The sequence below is a fragment of the Pseudomonas sp. 20P_3.2_Bac5 genome (genome assembly GCF_025466035.1).
In the GTDB taxonomy this organism is placed as follows: Bacteria; Pseudomonadota; Gammaproteobacteria; order Pseudomonadales; family Pseudomonadaceae; genus Aquipseudomonas.
The window spans coordinates 1-14,676 of sequence record NZ_JANLOA010000004.1 but is presented as its reverse complement, the minus strand read 5'-3'; the positions used below and the strand labels follow the sequence as shown (position 1 = coordinate 14,676).

Annotated in this window: 16 protein-coding genes; 7 read left to right on the top strand and 9 right to left on the bottom strand. The window is 64.6% G+C overall.

The annotated features are described in order from the left end of the window. Positions 1-220 precede the first annotated feature (220 nt). Both NTD88_RS00460 and pvdM read right to left on the bottom strand, forming a co-directional pair. Positions 221-1,519 carry an aminotransferase class V-fold PLP-dependent enzyme gene (locus NTD88_RS00460; protein ID WP_262154241.1) on the bottom strand — a complete coding sequence of 433 codons (1,299 nt, stop codon included), beginning with the start codon at positions 1,517-1,519 and terminating at the stop codon, positions 221-223. Between the two features lie 17 nt (positions 1,520-1,536). Then, positions 1,537-2,889, bottom strand: coding sequence for a pyoverdine-tailoring dipeptidase-like protein PvdM (gene pvdM / locus NTD88_RS00455; RefSeq protein WP_262127928.1), 1,353 nt, complete (start codon positions 2,887-2,889; stop codon positions 1,537-1,539). Between the two features lie 170 nt (positions 2,890-3,059). Here pvdM and NTD88_RS00450 point away from each other — a divergent pair, with 170 nt between their 5' ends. Further along, positions 3,060-3,500: a hypothetical protein gene (locus NTD88_RS00450; protein WP_175649423.1), complete on the top strand. Its 441-nt coding sequence runs from the start codon at positions 3,060-3,062 to the stop codon at positions 3,498-3,500. Between the two features lie 141 nt (positions 3,501-3,641). On the opposite strand, the gene pbpG is transcribed toward NTD88_RS00450, so the two are convergent. Then, entirely contained in the window at positions 3,642-4,568 is a 927-nt protein-coding gene (gene pbpG, locus NTD88_RS00445; RefSeq protein ID WP_095157672.1) for a D-alanyl-D-alanine endopeptidase, read from the bottom strand. Positions 4,569-4,835: 267 nt separating this feature from the next. On the opposite strand from pbpG, the gene NTD88_RS00440 reads away from it, so the two are divergent. Continuing rightward, positions 4,836-6,167 (top strand): iron-containing redox enzyme family protein, encoded by a 1,332-nt coding sequence (locus NTD88_RS00440; RefSeq protein WP_262154242.1) that lies wholly within the window; start codon positions 4,836-4,838, stop codon positions 6,165-6,167. Next, the gene (locus NTD88_RS00435; protein ID WP_095157668.1) at positions 6,151-7,104 is read left to right on the top strand and encodes a methyltransferase; all 954 of its coding nucleotides are present in this window, start codon (positions 6,151-6,153) and stop codon (positions 7,102-7,104) included. Before NTD88_RS00440 ends, NTD88_RS00435 begins: the two co-directional genes overlap by 17 nt. Before the next feature lie 2 nt (positions 7,105-7,106). Here NTD88_RS00435 and NTD88_RS00430 read toward each other — a convergent pair whose 3' ends face one another. From NTD88_RS00430 to NTD88_RS00420, 3 genes are all read right to left on the bottom strand, one after another. Then, positions 7,107-7,436: a hypothetical protein gene (locus NTD88_RS00430; RefSeq protein ID WP_262154243.1), complete on the bottom strand. Its 330-nt coding sequence runs from the start codon at positions 7,434-7,436 to the stop codon at positions 7,107-7,109. A 118-nt stretch (positions 7,437-7,554) separates the two neighbouring features. Then, entirely contained in the window at positions 7,555-7,737 is a 183-nt protein-coding gene (locus tag NTD88_RS00425; RefSeq protein WP_095157666.1) for a hypothetical protein, read from the bottom strand. Between the two features lie 95 nt (positions 7,738-7,832). Beyond that, positions 7,833-8,183: a hypothetical protein gene (locus tag NTD88_RS00420; protein ID WP_262154244.1), complete on the bottom strand. Its 351-nt coding sequence runs from the start codon at positions 8,181-8,183 to the stop codon at positions 7,833-7,835. A gap of 173 nt (positions 8,184-8,356) precedes the next feature. Between NTD88_RS00420 and NTD88_RS00415 the strand changes: the two genes are divergently transcribed. Further along, entirely contained in the window at positions 8,357-9,169 is an 813-nt protein-coding gene (locus tag NTD88_RS00415) for a shikimate 5-dehydrogenase (protein ID WP_262154245.1), read from the top strand. Positions 9,170-9,244: 75 nt separating this feature from the next. Here NTD88_RS00415 and NTD88_RS00410 read toward each other — a convergent pair whose 3' ends face one another. Beyond that, positions 9,245-9,889: a YceH family protein gene (locus NTD88_RS00410; protein WP_262154246.1), complete on the bottom strand. Its 645-nt coding sequence runs from the start codon at positions 9,887-9,889 to the stop codon at positions 9,245-9,247. Between the two features lie 94 nt (positions 9,890-9,983). Beyond that, complete coding sequence (gene sstT, locus NTD88_RS00405; protein ID WP_095157660.1) at positions 9,984-11,192, bottom strand: serine/threonine transporter SstT; 1,209 nt, start codon at positions 11,190-11,192, stop codon at positions 9,984-9,986. 212 nt (positions 11,193-11,404) lie between these two features. Between sstT and NTD88_RS00400 the strand changes: the two genes are divergently transcribed. Next, positions 11,405-12,553, top strand: a complete 1,149-nt coding sequence (locus NTD88_RS00400) for an MFS transporter (RefSeq protein WP_262154247.1) — start codon at positions 11,405-11,407, stop codon at positions 12,551-12,553. Here NTD88_RS00400 and nhaR read toward each other — a convergent pair. Continuing rightward, positions 12,534-13,439: a transcriptional activator NhaR gene (nhaR, locus tag NTD88_RS00395; protein WP_262127920.1), complete on the bottom strand. Its 906-nt coding sequence runs from the start codon at positions 13,437-13,439 to the stop codon at positions 12,534-12,536. The two genes, NTD88_RS00400 and nhaR, sit on opposite strands and share 20 nt — an antisense overlap. A 135-nt stretch (positions 13,440-13,574) precedes the next feature. Between nhaR and NTD88_RS00390 the strand changes: the two genes are divergently transcribed. After that, positions 13,575-13,811, top strand: coding sequence for a hypothetical protein (locus NTD88_RS00390; protein WP_095157654.1), 237 nt, complete (start codon positions 13,575-13,577; stop codon positions 13,809-13,811). A gap of 36 nt (positions 13,812-13,847) precedes the next feature. Beyond that, the gene (locus NTD88_RS00385) at positions 13,848-14,597 is read left to right on the top strand and encodes a TerC family protein (protein ID WP_262127919.1); all 750 of its coding nucleotides are present in this window, start codon (positions 13,848-13,850) and stop codon (positions 14,595-14,597) included. The last annotated feature ends 79 nt before the right edge of the window (positions 14,598-14,676 follow it).

Genomic DNA, 14,676 nt, shown 5'->3' with positions numbered 1-14,676 from the left:
CCCCCGCCCCCCCCCCCCCCCCCCCCCCCCCCCCCCCCCGCCCCCGGCCCCCCCCCCCCCCCCCCCCCCCCCCCCACGACCATGTCCGGGCAGGCAGCCTTGCAGTCGCGCAGCACGGCGCCGGGCGTGGCGTCGGCGGCCAGGGCGGGCAGGCTGGCGGCGCCGAGCAGCGCGGCCAGGGTCAGGCGGGAGAAAGTGGAGGTCATGAAGAGGCCTTATTTCAGAGTTTCTGGGTCAGCAGGGCCATGGCCCGGTCGATTTCCTGCTCGTTGTTGAGCAGGCTCGGCGCGAAGCGGATCACCGGCCCGACATCGCGGTACACGGCGTCCACCATCACCTTGTTGTCGCAGAGGAAGGCGGCGACGGCGTCCGGGTCGCGGTCCTTGATGCGGAAGAAGGTGAAGCCGGCGGAAAACTCGCGGCTTTTCGGCGTGACCAACTGGATCTGCTTGTGCTCCAGCAGGCGCGCCTTGAGTTGGTCGTTGAGCTGGTGGATACGCTCCTGCACGTCGGCCTTGCCCAGTTGCAGGTGCAGTTCGAAGGCCTTGCCCACCGCCCAGCGGTGCTCGAAGGCGTGGTAGCCGCCGGGGGTCATGATGGTGGCGAAGTCTTCTTCCTGGGAAAACGTGGCGAAGGTCGGCGTCAGGTGCTGCATCTTCTCCGACGCGGCGCAGATGATCCCGGTGCCGCGCGGGCCGAACATCCACTTGTGGGTGCCGGAGATGAAGTAATCGCAGTTGAAGTCGGCGAAGCGCACGTTGTCGACGCCGAAGCCGTGCACGCCGTCCACCACGTAGATGATCCGCCGCGATTCATCGCGGTTGCGGTTGTGCTGGCGGATCAGTTCGCCGATCTCGCCGGCCGGCAGTTTCACGCCGCTGCCGGAGTGCACCCAGGTCATGCCGACCACGCGGGTTTCCGGGCGGATGTTCTTGTCGATAGTGCTCAGCACCTGATCCTTGGAGATCTCCCACGGGTTATCGAACAGGCGCAGCTTGCGCACCTTGGTGCCCTGGCGCTGGGTGCGGAAGGCCAGGGATTTGTGGGTCGAATAGTGCTCGTGTTCGGTGGTGAGGATTTCCTGGTCGGCGGCCACGTTCAGGCCGCCGTAGATCATGCCCAGGCCCTCGGTGGTGCTGCCGGTCAGGGCGATCTGCCGTGGGCGCACCTCCAGATAGCGCGCAGCCCATTCGCGGACTTCGCCTTCGCGGTTCCACTCGTACTGGCTTTCCCAGTCCATCAAGGCGGCGGGGTTACGGTCGATTTCGCGGCGGTAGTAGTCGATGGCGTCCTGCACCGGGCGCGGGTGGGCGGTGACCAGGAAATTGGCGAAGTGCGCGGTCTCGCGGTCCAGCGGGAACAGGTCGCGCAGGTTGCGCCATTTGTCCGGGCCGCTCAGGGGCGCGGCGGCGCGGGCGGTCTGCGGTATGGGTTCGGCGGCGCTGGCCAGGGTGCTGGCCAACGGCAGGCCGGCGCTCAGTACGGCGGCCTGCTTGAGAAAGGTACGGCGGTCGGTCATGGCGCGGGCGTTCCGGTTCAAGGCGTGAGGGAGGCGACGGGGCGGGCGGCTTTCTGCACTTGCTCCCAGGCCCGCAGGAAGTTGCCGCCCCAGAGCTTGGCGATATCGGCCTCGCTGTAGCCGCGGGTCAACAGCTCGGCGGTGATGTTGCGAATCTCGCTGACATCCTTCCAGCCATCCAGGCCGCCGCCGTCGTTGAAGTCGGAAGCGATGCCGACATGATCGATGCCGACTTTCTTCACCGCGTAGTCGATGGCGTCGCCGAACGCCTTGAGGCCGGCCTTGGGCTCCGCCTCGACGATGCCATAGAGGTTGCTGGCGTAGTCGCCGAAGCGCGATTCCGGCCAGATGGCGATCACCGCGTCACCCGGCATCAGGGCATTGGCGAGGCCTTGCAGTGGTTGCAGGTCGAACCGGGCACGCAGCGCTTCGAGCTTGTCCAGGGTCGGCTTGCTCAGCGGCTTGAGGTAGGTGGGGAAGCCGACGATCTGGATCACGCCGCCGCTGTCCTTGATCAGTTGCATTTCCTTGTCGCTGAGGTTGCGCGGGATATCCACCAGCGCTCGCGGCGCCGAGTGCGAGGCCACCAGCGGCGCACGGCTCAGGCGGGCGACGTCTTCCAGGGCCAGGGTCGACATCTGCGACACATCGATGATCACGCCCAGGTCGTTGAGCTTGGTCACGGCCTGCTCACCCAGCGGCGACAGCCCGCCGAGGGCGTCGGCGGTGTCGTTGAAGAACGGCAGCGGGCGCGAAGAGTCGGCCCAGGCGTTGTTGCCGACGTAGCTGAAGCCGAACATGCGCATGCCGCGCGCGGTCCACAGGTCCAGTTGGGACAGGTCGGTGCCCAGCGGGTAGGCGTTGAGCATGCTGATGAAGATGGCGAACTTGCCTTCGCCGTGCAGGCGGCGGAAGTCGTCGGGGGTGTAGGCGATGCCGACCTGGTTGGGGAAGTCGCGGACCATGCCGCTGATGATTTGGTAACGCACCTCCTGCTGGTGCCGCGCCTCGTCGACAAAGCCGGGCGTGGGGCGGTGCGGGGCGTTGGGGCCGTTCCACAGCTCCGGCCAGCCGAAGATGGTCAGGGCGGCGCCGGACAGCCGCCCGCGCCCGGCCTTGACCAGGTCGAACTGGCCCGGACCGTCCTTGTCGGCTTCGCGGCCAGCGCTGCCGAATTCCAGCGGGACGGTGATGTGGCTGTCGAACGAGATCATGTGCTCATGCAGGGCGTTGGCCTGCTCGACGATCTTGCGCGGGTAGCCGGTGTCGTCTTTCCAGTACAGCCAGCCGGCGGCGGCTGCGCCGAGGCTCACCGCCAGGGCGAGCGGCAGGCCGATGTACAGGGCTTTGCGGGAACGGGGTCTGGTCATTGCCATCTCGGTCCGGTTCAGGAGGGCGATCCCGCCGGTGCGCGGACAGAGATCGGTATCAGGGGAAGGACGAAGAACCGGGCGGGAAATTTATGGGGGACGGGCGGCCTAAAGTTTTGTTTGTAACGGCCGATGTCATGACAGACCTTAATTTCAGGACGTTTTCTCTCATGGCCGATCTCATCCAGTCCCTGGCGTCGAACCTTTCGATTGCAGGTGTGCGTAGCAATGTGACTGCGAAAACCAACGTTGACGGTCAGGCGACCCCGGTCGAAGGCACTGTGAAGGCCGATCTGTCTGCTGTGCGCAGCGAAGGCAAGGCCGCGGCGACCCAGTCCGAGACCGCTGATTCGAACGAGTCGCAGGAGGTCAAGCAACTGCGCGAGCAGGTCAAGCAGTTGCAGAAGCAACTGGCCGAGCAGCAGAAGCAACTGCAGGAAGCCATGGCCAGCAAGGAAGACGATCGCACCAAGTCGGTCAAGGTAGCGGCCGCCCAGGCGGCGGTGGCGACCACCACCGGGCAATTGCTGCAGGCGACCGGGGCGTTGCTGCAGGCGCTGACCGAGTCGGGTGGTAGCTCGGCGGGAAGTTCGGTGAATACCACCGCTTGATAATGAAAAAGGCCCGGTCAGATGACCGGGCCTTTTTTCACTGGGGTGCGCATCGCGACGGTTCGGCGCCCCGACGAGCTCGCTCCTACAGGGGGGCAGTGTGCTCTGTAGGAGCGAGCTTGCTCGCGATAAAGCGTCCGATCAATCCGCCTGCGGCCGATTCTGGCTGCGATCCGCCTTGTAACGAATCGCCACCGCCGGCGCCGGCTTGGCGTTGCCGGTCTCCAGCCATTGGCGCATGCGGCTGGCATCGGCGAAGTGGGTGTATTTACCGAAGGCATCGAGGATCACCATCGCCACCGGACGGTTGTCCATCTTGGTCAGCAGCACCAGGCAATGCCCGGCATCGTTGGTGAAGCCGGTCTTGGTCAGCTTAATGTCCCAGTTGGGCTTGTTCACCAGATGGTCGGTGTTGCGGAAGCCCAGGGTGTAGTTGGGCTTGCGGAAGGCGACGGTCTTCTCGCGGGTGGTGCTCAGCTCGCTCAGCAGCGGGTAATTGCGCGCGGCCATCAGCAGTTTGGTCAGGTCGCGGGCGGTGGAAACGTTGTTCGGCGACAGGCCGGTCGGTTCCACATAGCGGGTATTGCTCATGCCCAGGGCCTTGGCCTTGGCGTTCATCGCCTTGATGAACGCGCCATAGCCGCCCGGATAGTGGTGGGCGAGGGTTGCTGCGGCGCGGTTCTCCGACGACATCAGGGTAATCAGCAGGGTTTCCCGGCGATTCAGCTCGCTGCCCAGGCGCACCCGCGAATAGATGCCTTTCATTTCCTTGGTCTGGGCAATGGTCATGGTGAGCATTTCATCCATGGACTGCTTGGCGTCCAGCACCACCATAGCGGTCATCAGCTTGGTCACCGACGCGATCGGTCGCACCAGGTCGGGATGGCTGGAATAGAGCACTTGGTTGGTTTGCAGATCCACCAGCATGGCGCTGCCGGAGGCCAGGTGAAGGGTGGAAGGATCTCGTTGCGCCTGGGCAGTGGCAGGCTGGGCAACAGCATTCGACGTAACGCTGGCGGTGCCGGTGAGCACCAGCAGCAGACTGAGAATCGAAAGAGAGGTTTTCACGTAAGTGCTCACTAAAAGAAGGTATGTCGTTGGCTGTGCAAGAGTTTTTATTTTTCTAATCGTGACATTCTGGAGTATGGCTCAGAGCCTGTCGATTGCTCTCCAGCCCTTAGCTCAAATATGAATAATCTTTAATCGATCCCGCACTGGCAAGCCTAAGGTGAGCCGCCTCCCGCTCATCCTGACGTGGCGCAATCGTTCTGAACTTCCCCTGCGCGCAGCGCCTCCCTTGGATAAGCAAGGTCAGCGCGTGGAAGAGGGGTGGTCATGAATCAAATGTCAGATCTGGCGGGTGTCATTGCCACTTCCGCAGCACAGGCCGACAGCCTGGAGGCCCGCTATCGCGCCTTGTTGCGCGGCGACTGCCCTGACACTGCCGCGTGGTTGAACGGCCAGTTGCGTCGCGCCGATGCCCTGGCCGATGACTTGCCGGCGTCTCCCGAGCAACTGGAGGCGTGGAGCCAGGAACATGCGTTGCAGGTCGCCCGGCAGTACGCCGACTACCTCGCCGAACGTCGTGACGGCACGCCCCGGCGCATGTTCGGCAGCCGCGCACATGCGCTGTATTTTCTCCAGCAGGTCACGCCGACCAAGTGCGTCGACGGCGCCTGGCTGCAGGGCGCCCTGCATCACTGGGACGACCCGCGTTACCACGGGCTGATCCGCATCTATCTGGAAGAACTCGGCGATGGCCAACCGGCCTGCAACCACGTGGTGATTTTCCGCCGCCTGCTCGCCGGCCTGGGCTGTCACGAGCAGCTACCGTTGGCCGACGAACGCTACCTGCAAGGCGCGCTGCAACTGGCGCTCGGCCAGGAGAGCGAGCGTTTCCTGCCCGAAGTGCTGGGTTACAACCTTGGCTATGAACAGCTTCCCCTGCACTTGCTGATCAGTACCTTCGAGCTGGAGGAACTGGGCATTGACGCGCAGTACTTCCGCCTCCACGTCACCATCGACAACGCCAGCACCGGTCATGCGCGCAAGGCCCTGGAGGCCCTGCGCCAACTCTGGCCAGAGCAGGACGGCGAGGCGTTCTATCGGCGTGTCGCCCGCGGTTATCGGCTCAATGACTTGAGCGCCGGCTCCATGGACATCGCCGCCGGGTTCGACCTGGAAAGCGAATTGCTCGCGGCGCTTGAGCGCAAGCGGATCTTCGGCCAGCACCTGCATTCTGACCACTGCCGCTTGGACGGGCGCACGGTCAATCAGTGGCTGTCCGCGCCGGGCAGTTTCCCGGCGTTTCTCCAGGTGTTGCAGGACAAAGGCTGGATCCTGCGCGATCGCGACCCGGCTGAAAGCCGTTTCTGGCAATTGATCGAGGGCCCGAAGGCGGTGATGTTCGGCGTGTTCAGTCCCTACGAGAAGCAACTGCTGCACGACTGGATCGCCGGCGACTGGCAGCCGCAGAAGCGCCGGCACAGGCCGGTCGCCCTCGCCGAGCCGTTGTTGCCGGCTTTGCCGGATGGGCTGTCGGTGACGCAACTCATCGACGCCATGGGCGAGGACCGCCATGCCAGCCCACGCGGGCTGGCGGCAACCCAGCGCTACGTGCAACTCACCGGGCTGAAAGGAGGCCACAGCCATGCAACTGACCGATGAGCAACGTCAAACTGATGAGGCCCTGTTGCACCTGGGGCGTCGTCTGCACGCCGATGGCTATCGTTTCATCTGCGCCACGCCACTGACCCACCAGCGCTACAGCGGGCGCGTCGAGCAACTGCCGGCCCGGACGATGCGCGAAGTGTTCGGCTGGAACCGGCCGTTCGAAGCCTCGCTGCTGTCGCCGGATGAACTGGAGCACATGCGCCAGGCCGGAATCATCAGCACCAGCGACCAGACTCTGCGCAGCCAGGTGCGCTGGTCGACCGTCGATGGCTTGCTGCTGGTGCATTCGGGCTTTCCCACCGACACCGCTGACGCGGTGTTTTTCGGCCCGGACAGTTACCGCTTCGCCCGTGTGGTGGAGGCGCACCTGCGCGACAGTTGCGCGCCGATCGAGCAAGCGGTGGAAATCGGCTGCGGCACGGGCATCGGTGCGCTGCTGATCGCCCGGGCGCGGCGCCATGCTCAGGTCAGCGCGCTGGACATCAACCCGCTGGCGCTGCGCTACGCCGCGATCAATGTGGCGTTGGCCGAGTTGGGCAATGTCGTGGTGGATTACAGCGATGTGCTGGAGGGCGTCAATGGCAGCTTCGACCTGATCGTCGCCAACCCGCCATACATGCTCGATGCCCGCAAGCGCACGTATCGCCATGGTGGCGGGACGTTTGGCGAGGGGTTGTCGGTGCGCATGGTCCGCGAGTCGCTTGAGCGCCTGAGTCCGGGCGGCAGCCTGGTGTTGTATACCGGCGTGGCCATGGTCGACGGCAGCGACCCGTTCCTGGCGGCGCTGCGCGACACCCTCGACGCGCCGCAATGGGCCTGGTTCTACGAGGAAATCGACCCGGACGTGTTTGGCGAGCAACTGCTGGAGCCTGGCTACGAGCGGGTCGAGCGTATCGCCGCGGTGGCCCTGACGGTGACCCGCCGCGGTTGAACCTAAAGCGTTTTACCCATGGCCAGCATTGCCCGCTCCCGGGTCAGTGGGCGAAGCACGCCGGGGCTGTCGCTGATGTGGATGTAGAGGTAGTGATTGCCCTGGCTGTCGCGCAGGATCCGTCGCACTTGCAGCAGTTCCATCAGACTGGCGGGGGTGATCTGTTCCTGGAGGATTTCGTGGTCACCGACGCCCTGGCGCTTCAGCGCCGCCGCGAATTCGTCCGCGACACTGCGCTGGCGCTCGCGTATCCGTCGGGCGCTGATATAACCGGTGACGCCGAGGGCGCCAATGAATACAGCGGTAAACAGCAGATTGCTGGCGATCTCCACGCCGAAGTTCCTTCATCCTGAAAGCGGGCCGCTATCCTGCCGCAAATAAAAAGCCCCGCCAAGAAGGCGGGGCAAGGGAGGTGTGCGGAGCAAACGCACAAGGGAAAGAAGGTTGACCTCAGGCTCTGAAGCCTTCGCCGGCGATACGCTGAGCAAGCGCCTCGGCATCGGTGAGCGAGGTGATCGGGCCGCCGATCTTCTCGCCGTCACGTATCAGGTACCAGCAGGCCAGCAGCCCCAATTCCCTCAGCGCCGGCGGAACCGCGCTACCGATAACGGACATGATGCTGATACTGGCCATGGTGAGTGCTCCCTTTGGGTCATGGCGCGTACCTTACGTGTGGATCCGGCCAGCGAGAAATCAGTGTTCTCAATAGTGTTCATTGATAAAACCCACTACCAGCGCGGGTGGCCGTAATAGACGGGCGGCGGGCCGTAGTAGCGTTCGCGGTAATACGGCGGCGGCACCGGTACATAGCGTTCCACGACCGGATAGGGCTGGTAATACACCGGCGGTGGCGGCGGTTGGTAATACACGGGCTGCGGCGGGTAATACGCCGGGGCACGTTCGACGACCACAGTACGGTCGTGACCACCGGAAACGGCGGCGCCGACCACGGCACCCACTACGGCCGCGCCGAGTATGGGGCCCGCACCTTGCCAGCCACCGCCGCCATGGGCGGAGGCTTGTCCGGACAGGGCCAGGGCGCCGATCAGCAGGGCGATACCGGGGATATGACGGTTCATGTTGATTCCTCGCAGGGCGTTACCCCGACCGGAAAGACGGGCCGGGGATATCACTATGACCGCGGCCGGGAGCGGAGTTGCGGGGGGCTGAGTAAAGGTTATGTAAGGGCCGATCAACGGTCTGCGGCGAGGTTGGGCATACTGTGCCTTTCGCCGTTTCCAGGAGTCCGTTCATGACCCCCAGCAAAGACACCATCCTGTGTATTTCCCTCGCCGGCCGCCCCGGCACCTTCGGCGTGCGCTTCCACAATCACCTGTACGAGCAACTGGGGCTGGATTACTACTACAAGGCCATGACCACCACCGACCTGCCGGCCGCCATCGGTGGCATCCGCGCCCTGGGCATCCGCGGCTGCGGCGTGTCGATGCCGTTCAAGGAAGCCTGTATTGCCCTGGTGGACGAGCTGGACCCATCCGCCGCGGCCATCGATTCCATCAACACCCTCGTCAACAGCAACGGCCACCTCAAGGCCTACAACACCGACTACCTGGCGGTGCGCCAGTTGATCGAACAGCACCGGCTCGACCCGGCGCAGCCGTTTGCCCTGCGTGGCAGTGGCGGCATGGCCAAGGCGGTGGCCAGTGCATTTCGTGATGCCGGCTTTACGCGCGGCACCGTGATTGCCCGCAACGAAGCGGCGGGCCGGAGCCTGGCGCAGAACTGCGGTTATGAATGGCAGGCGGAACTGGGTGAGTTGCGGCCGACGCTGCTGGTCAACGTGACGCCTATCGGCATGACTGGCGGCGCGGAGGCGCACGAGCTGTCGTTCGACCTGGCGGCCATCGCTGCAGCGCAAACGGTGTTCGACGTGGTGGCGATGCCGGCGCGCACGCCCCTGATCGCTGCGGCCGAGGCGCGCGGCAAAGCGGTGATTGCCGGGCTGGAAGTGATCGCCTTGCAGGCGCTGGAGCAGTTCGTGCTCTACACCGGCGTGCGGCCGACGGCGGAGCAGGTGGCGAAGGCGGTGGCGTTCGCTCGGGGTTGAGTGTGGTGTCTGCCGGCCTCATCGCTGGCGTGTCTGGGCGCCGAACCGCAGCGATAAGGCCCTTAAGGCGCTGGCTTATTCGAGCAGCGCCAAACGCTCTTCCAACGCCGCAATCCGCGCCTCCAGCGCTTCGATCCGCTCCGCCGACACGCCACTGACCCCGCGTTCCCCCGGCCCTTGCTGGCGCGCGGCGAGAATCGCATCGATTTCCGCGGGGTCGCCCAGCGCGTGGGTGTAGCGGTCTTCCCGCTGGCCCGCCTGACGCGGCAGGTGCAAGGCATAGCCGCGGGCGATCAGGCGGTCGAGCTGGTGCAGCACCTGGTCGTTGTCGTCGAAGTCATGCATGCGCTGGCTGCGGGTCAGCAGTTCGTTGATGGTCTGCGGCCCGCGCAGGAACATCAGGCCCATCAGGATCAACTGCGCCGGCACCAGTTCCAGCGCCTTGTCCACGCGCTGTTCCCAGCGGTCGGCGCGGCTGCCCATCTGCAGGCGGACCAGGCCCTGGCCTTCAAGGGCACGCAGGCTTTGGCCAATCTGGCCCTGGGCGAGGTTCATTACGGGTTCGCGGCTGGTTTTCTGGTTGCAGGCCAGCATCAGCGCGTTGAGGGTCAGGGGATAGGTTTCCGGGTTGCTCGCCTGCTTTTCGATAAGCGAGCCCAGGACGCGGATTTCAGTGGCGTTGAAGCGGGCAGTGGCGGGGGATTCTTGCTCTTCGGACATGACCCTGTCTCTGTGCATGGAAAGCCCCTAGCCTAGGGCTGTGACAGGGTTAACACAAGCGACCGGCGGCACGATGCCACCGGTCGTGATGGCATCAGCCGCGGCGAGCTTCCGCTTCGCAGGCGGCCGCAGTGAACAGGACGTCGGTGGAGGAGTTGAGCGCGGTTTCCGCCGAGTCCTGCAGCACGCCGATGATGAAGCCCACCGCCACCACCTGCATGGCGATCTCGCTGGGGATGCCGAACAGGCTGCAGGCCAGCGGGATCAGCAGCAGCGAGCCACCGGCCACGCCCGAGGCGCCGCAGGCGCAGACCGCCGCGACCACGCTGAGCAGCACGGCAGTCGGCAGGTCGACGGCGATGCCCAAGGTGTGTACCGCCGCCAGGGTCAGCACGGTGATGGTGATCGCCGCGCCGGCCATGTTGATGGTCGCGCCCAGCGGGATCGACACCGAGTAGGTGTCTTCGTGCAGGCCGAGCTTCTCGCTCAGGGCCAGGTTGACCGGAATGTTCGCCGCCGAGCTGCGGGTGAAGAAGGCGGTGATGCCGCTCTCGCGCAGGCACAGCAGGGTCAGCGGGAACGGGTTGCGGCGGATTTTCCAGAACACGATCAGCGGGTTCATCACCAGGGCGACGAACAGCATGCAGCCGATCAGCACCGCCAGCAGGTGCAGGTAGCCGACCAGGGTGCCGAGACCGGACTGGGCCAGGGTCGAAGCGACCAGACCGAAGATGCCCAGCGGGGCAAAGCGGATCACCACACGGACGATCAGGGTCACGCCGTTGGACAGGTCGTCGAGCACGGTGCGGGTGGTCGGGCCAGCGTGTCGCACGGCAATGCCGAGGCCGATGGCCCAGGCCAGGATACCGATGAAATTGCCGGTGACCAGCGCGTTGACCGGGTTGTCCACGGCGCTCAGCAGCAGGCCCTGAAGCACTTCGGCGATGCCGCCGGGCGCGCTCATCTGCGCGCCTTCGGTGCTCAGCACCAGCGTGGACGGGAACAGCATGCTCGCCGCCACCGCGACCACCGCCGCGGCGAAGGTGCCGAACAGGTACAGCACGAGGATGGGCCGGATATGGGTCTGCTGGCCGTGCTTGTGGTTGGCGATGGACGCCATGACCAGGATAAACACCAGGATCGGCGCCACGGCCTTCAGCGCACTGACGAACACTTTGCCGATAAAGGCGAGGTTGCCCGCCACCTGCGGCGCGAGCAGCGCCAGGGCGATGCCGGCCACCAGACCGATGAGGATTTGCAGCACCAGGCTGGTGCGATTGAGCAAGTTGAGAACAGGCAACATAACGAATCTGACTCGATCGTGTTCAGGGCCCGGGGATCGCCCGGGTACGGAATGCCTCGACGCGGCGGGTGGCGCCGGTCGAAAAAAGGGCGGAACTCTACCACAGAGCTCGCGACCTCACCCATTGCCCCGGTCCGACGGTAGGTCGCCGTGCCGGTGGCTGCTACCATGCGCGACCTTTTTGAGCCGATGCGCTCATCGCTGGAGTCTGGATGTTCCTGCCAATCCTGTTGCTGGCCGCCGCCGGCTTCACCGTGTTGACCACTGAATTCCTCATTATCGGCCTGCTGCCGGGAATCGCCCGGGACCTGCACGTCAGCGTTTCCCAGGCCGGCCTGCTGGTGACCCTGTTCGCCTTCACCGTCGCCTGCTGCGCGCCGTTTCTGACGGCCTGGTGCGCGCGCTTCGAGCGCAAGCGACTGTTCGTCGGCGTGCTGTTGCTGTTTGCCGCCTCCAACGGGTTGGCGGCGCTGGCCACTGACTATTACGTGATGGCTGTGGCGCGACTGGTGCCGGCGCTGGGCCTGCCGGTGTTCTGGGCGCTGGCCAGCGAAACGGCGGTGGATATCGTCGGCCCGGCCTACGCCGGACGGGCGATCAGCAAGATCAGCTTTGGCGTGGTCTGCGCCACGGTTTTCGGCATTCCCCTCGGCACCTTGCTCGGCGATGCACTGGGCTGGCGGGTGGCCTTTGCCGCGCTGGCGCTGTTATCGCTGGCCAAGGCGCTGCTGCTGTGGCGCTACCTGCCGCATACGCCGCGGCAGAGCGAAACTACCTCGCTGCGCGGGCAATTCCGGGTGCTGCGCAGCCCGCTGCTGCAGGGGCATGTGCTGTTGTCGGTGCTGGTGTTCAGCGGCATGTTCACGGCCTACACCTACCTGGCGGACCTGCTGGAGCGCCTGGCCGGCTTTGACGGCGACCGGGTCGGCTGGTACCTGATGGGCTTCGGCGCGGTGGGCCTGATCGGCAACAGCCTGGGTGGGCGCGCGGTGGACCGTCATCCGCTGCTCGCTTCAGCGGGCTTCTGCGCCTTGCTGGTGGTGGGCTTGCTGGCGGTGGTGCCGGCGATCCAGTCCAGCGTCGGGCTGGTGCTGGCCCTGGCGTTCTGGGGCCTGGCCCAGGCGGCGCTGTTCCTGGTCAGCCATGTCCGGGTGATCAAGGCCGCGCCCGAAGCGCCGGCCTTCGGCGCCTCGCTGAATATCGCCGGAGGTAACCTGGGCATCGGCCTTGGGGCGCTGATCGGCGGCGCGGTGATCGACCGCCTGGGCCTGGCGGATGTCGGCTATGTCGCCGCGATACTGATTGCCCTCGCGTTGGCCCTGGCCCTGTGGCTGACGCGCTTCAGGCCAGTGGCCAGTTGAACAACTCGCGACGCGCGCCCTCGGTAATGGCGACGATGCCCGGGTGCTTGACCTTGCGCTCCACCGAAATGGCATAGAACGACTCGGTGACCGCGTCGGTCTGGCCGATCAGTTCGACGTCGTACTGCCGGCAGACCTCCTCGGCGATCACGCTGGGGGCAATGAAAATCCCGCTACCGGACTTGCCGAAAGCCTGCATCAACGCGCTGTCGTCGAACTCGCCGACGATCCGCGGCTGCAACTGCTGCTCGGCGAACCAGCGCAGCAAGCGGTTGCGCACCATGGTTTCCTGGCCGGGGATCAACAACGGCGCGTGTTGCAGGCAGGCGGGGAAGGGCAGCGGCAGACGCGCTGCCAGCTCCGGCGTGGCGAGGAAGCTGATACCGCACTCACCGAGCTTCTGGCTGTAGCCCTTGATATCCAGGTGGCTGGGCATCGGGCTGTCGGAGATCACCAGGTCCAGACGCTGGATCGCCAGGTCGGCCAGCAGTCGCTCCAGTTTGTCTTCACGGCAACTGATGCGCAGCGGCTCGGCCAGCTCCATGGTCGGCGCGATCAGCCGGTAGACGATCGACTTGGGCACCACATCCGCCACCCCAACCCGAAACAGCACCTGCTGCTCGTTGGGCTGCGCCCGCAGCATGGCTTCCAGCTCGCCGCCGATCTGGAACATCGGCTCGGCGTAGGACAGGGCCTGGCGACCGGTTTCGGTCAACTCCAACTGGCGCCCGACCCGCCGGAACAACTCGATGCCGTAGGTCTGTTCCAGCAGGCTGATCTGCCCGCTGATGGTCTGCGGGGTCAGGTTCAATTGTTCGCAGGCACGCACGATGCTGCCGGTCTTGGCCACGACCCAGAAGTAATGCAGTTGCCGGTAATTGAGCATGACAATCCCCGATTCGGAAAAACCGAAGTATAACCGCTGAAAATACGAATTTTCCTGATGTATCAAGATATTTAGAATCCCCTGCCATTGCGGTGCCATCTGTTGTGGCAACGAAAACACTTCGGAGAAGACCCCATGCTTGACCTCAAATCCATCGGTACGCCCCTGGTCCTTGTAATGGCCCTGTTCGCCATGACCGGCTGCGAACAGGCCGAAAAGTCCGCCCAGCAGATGCTCAACCAGGCTGCCGAGTCGGCCAAACAGGCCATTGACGACACCAACAAGGCCGCCCAGCAGGCGCTTAACGACGCCACCGGTACACAGCCGGAAAAGAAAGAAGACACCAAGGACACTGACGGTCAGGAAATCTGATCTACCTTTTCTCAACAACGATTCAGGATCTGATCCATGGAATACCTGCTGGAACTCGCCGCAAGCCCGACCGCCTGGGTTGCCCTGGCCACTTTGGTGGCCATGGAAATCGTCCTCGGCATCGACAACCTGATCTTCATCTCGATCCTGACCAACAAGCTGCCTGAGGAATTCCGCTCCAAGGCGCGGCGTATCGGTATCAGCATGGCGTTGGTGATGCGCCTGGCGCTGCTCAGCACCGTGGCCTGGATCGTCCAGTTGACCGAGCCGGTCATCGACATCCTCGGCAAGAGCTTCTCGTGGAAGGACATGATCCTGATCGCCGGTGGTCTGTTCCTGCTCTGGAAAGCCACCAAGGAAATCCACGAAAGCGTTGATCCACGCGCCCAGGAAGAATCCAAGGCGTCGTCTACCATTACCCTGGGTTTTGCAGCGGCCATTGGCCAGATCCTGGTGCTGGACATCGTCTTTTCCATCGACAGCATCATTACCGCCGTGGGCATGACCGAGCACTTGCCGATCATGATCATTGCCGTGGTCAGCGCCGTGATCGTGATGTTGGTAGCGGCCGATCCACTGGCCAAGTTCATCAATGACAACCCGACCGTGGTGATGCTGGCCCTGGGCTTCCTCATCATGATCGGCATGACCCTGATCGCCGAAGGCTTCGGCGCCCACGTTCCGAAAGGCTACGTGTATGCGGCGATGGCGTTCTCTACTGCGATCGAGGTGCTGAACATTCTCTCGCGCAAGGCTCGCCAGCGGCGTGAGGCCAGCGAGGGTTGATTTAACGAATCTGTTGCGTGCTGTAGTTGGGGCTCCTTTTCAGGGGCCCCTTTTTTTTGGTTCTGGTTCTGGCTTGGCT

Excerpts from the sequence above, each read along its gene's own strand:
- NTD88_RS00400 (WP_262154247.1), top strand. The coding sequence starts at position 11,405 with ATGTTCCTGCCAATCCTGTTGCTGGCCGCCGCCGGCTTCACCGTGTTG.
- NTD88_RS00460 (WP_262154241.1), bottom strand. The coding sequence starts at position 1,519 with ATGACCGACCGCCGTACCTTTCTCAAGCAGGCCGCCGTACTGAGCGCC.
- NTD88_RS00435 (WP_095157668.1), top strand. The coding sequence starts at position 6,151 with ATGCAACTGACCGATGAGCAACGTCAAACTGATGAGGCCCTGTTGCAC.
- NTD88_RS00450 (WP_175649423.1), top strand. The coding sequence starts at position 3,060 with ATGGCCGATCTCATCCAGTCCCTGGCGTCGAACCTTTCGATTGCAGGT.
- NTD88_RS00390 (WP_095157654.1), top strand. The coding sequence starts at position 13,575 with ATGCTTGACCTCAAATCCATCGGTACGCCCCTGGTCCTTGTAATGGCC.
- NTD88_RS00415 (WP_262154245.1), top strand. The coding sequence starts at position 8,357 with ATGACCCCCAGCAAAGACACCATCCTGTGTATTTCCCTCGCCGGCCGC.
- NTD88_RS00410 (WP_262154246.1), bottom strand. The coding sequence starts at position 9,889 with ATGTCCGAAGAGCAAGAATCCCCCGCCACTGCCCGCTTCAACGCCACT.
- NTD88_RS00420 (WP_262154244.1), bottom strand. The coding sequence starts at position 8,183 with ATGAACCGTCATATCCCCGGTATCGCCCTGCTGATCGGCGCCCTGGCC.
- NTD88_RS00425 (WP_095157666.1), bottom strand. The coding sequence starts at position 7,737 with ATGGCCAGTATCAGCATCATGTCCGTTATCGGTAGCGCGGTTCCGCCG.
- sstT (WP_095157660.1), bottom strand. The coding sequence starts at position 11,192 with ATGTTGCCTGTTCTCAACTTGCTCAATCGCACCAGCCTGGTGCTGCAA.
- NTD88_RS00440 (WP_262154242.1), top strand. The coding sequence starts at position 4,836 with ATGAATCAAATGTCAGATCTGGCGGGTGTCATTGCCACTTCCGCAGCA.
- NTD88_RS00385 (WP_262127919.1), top strand. The coding sequence starts at position 13,848 with ATGGAATACCTGCTGGAACTCGCCGCAAGCCCGACCGCCTGGGTTGCC.
- pvdM (WP_262127928.1), bottom strand. The coding sequence starts at position 2,889 with ATGACCAGACCCCGTTCCCGCAAAGCCCTGTACATCGGCCTGCCGCTC.
- nhaR (WP_262127920.1), bottom strand. The coding sequence starts at position 13,439 with ATGCTCAATTACCGGCAACTGCATTACTTCTGGGTCGTGGCCAAGACC.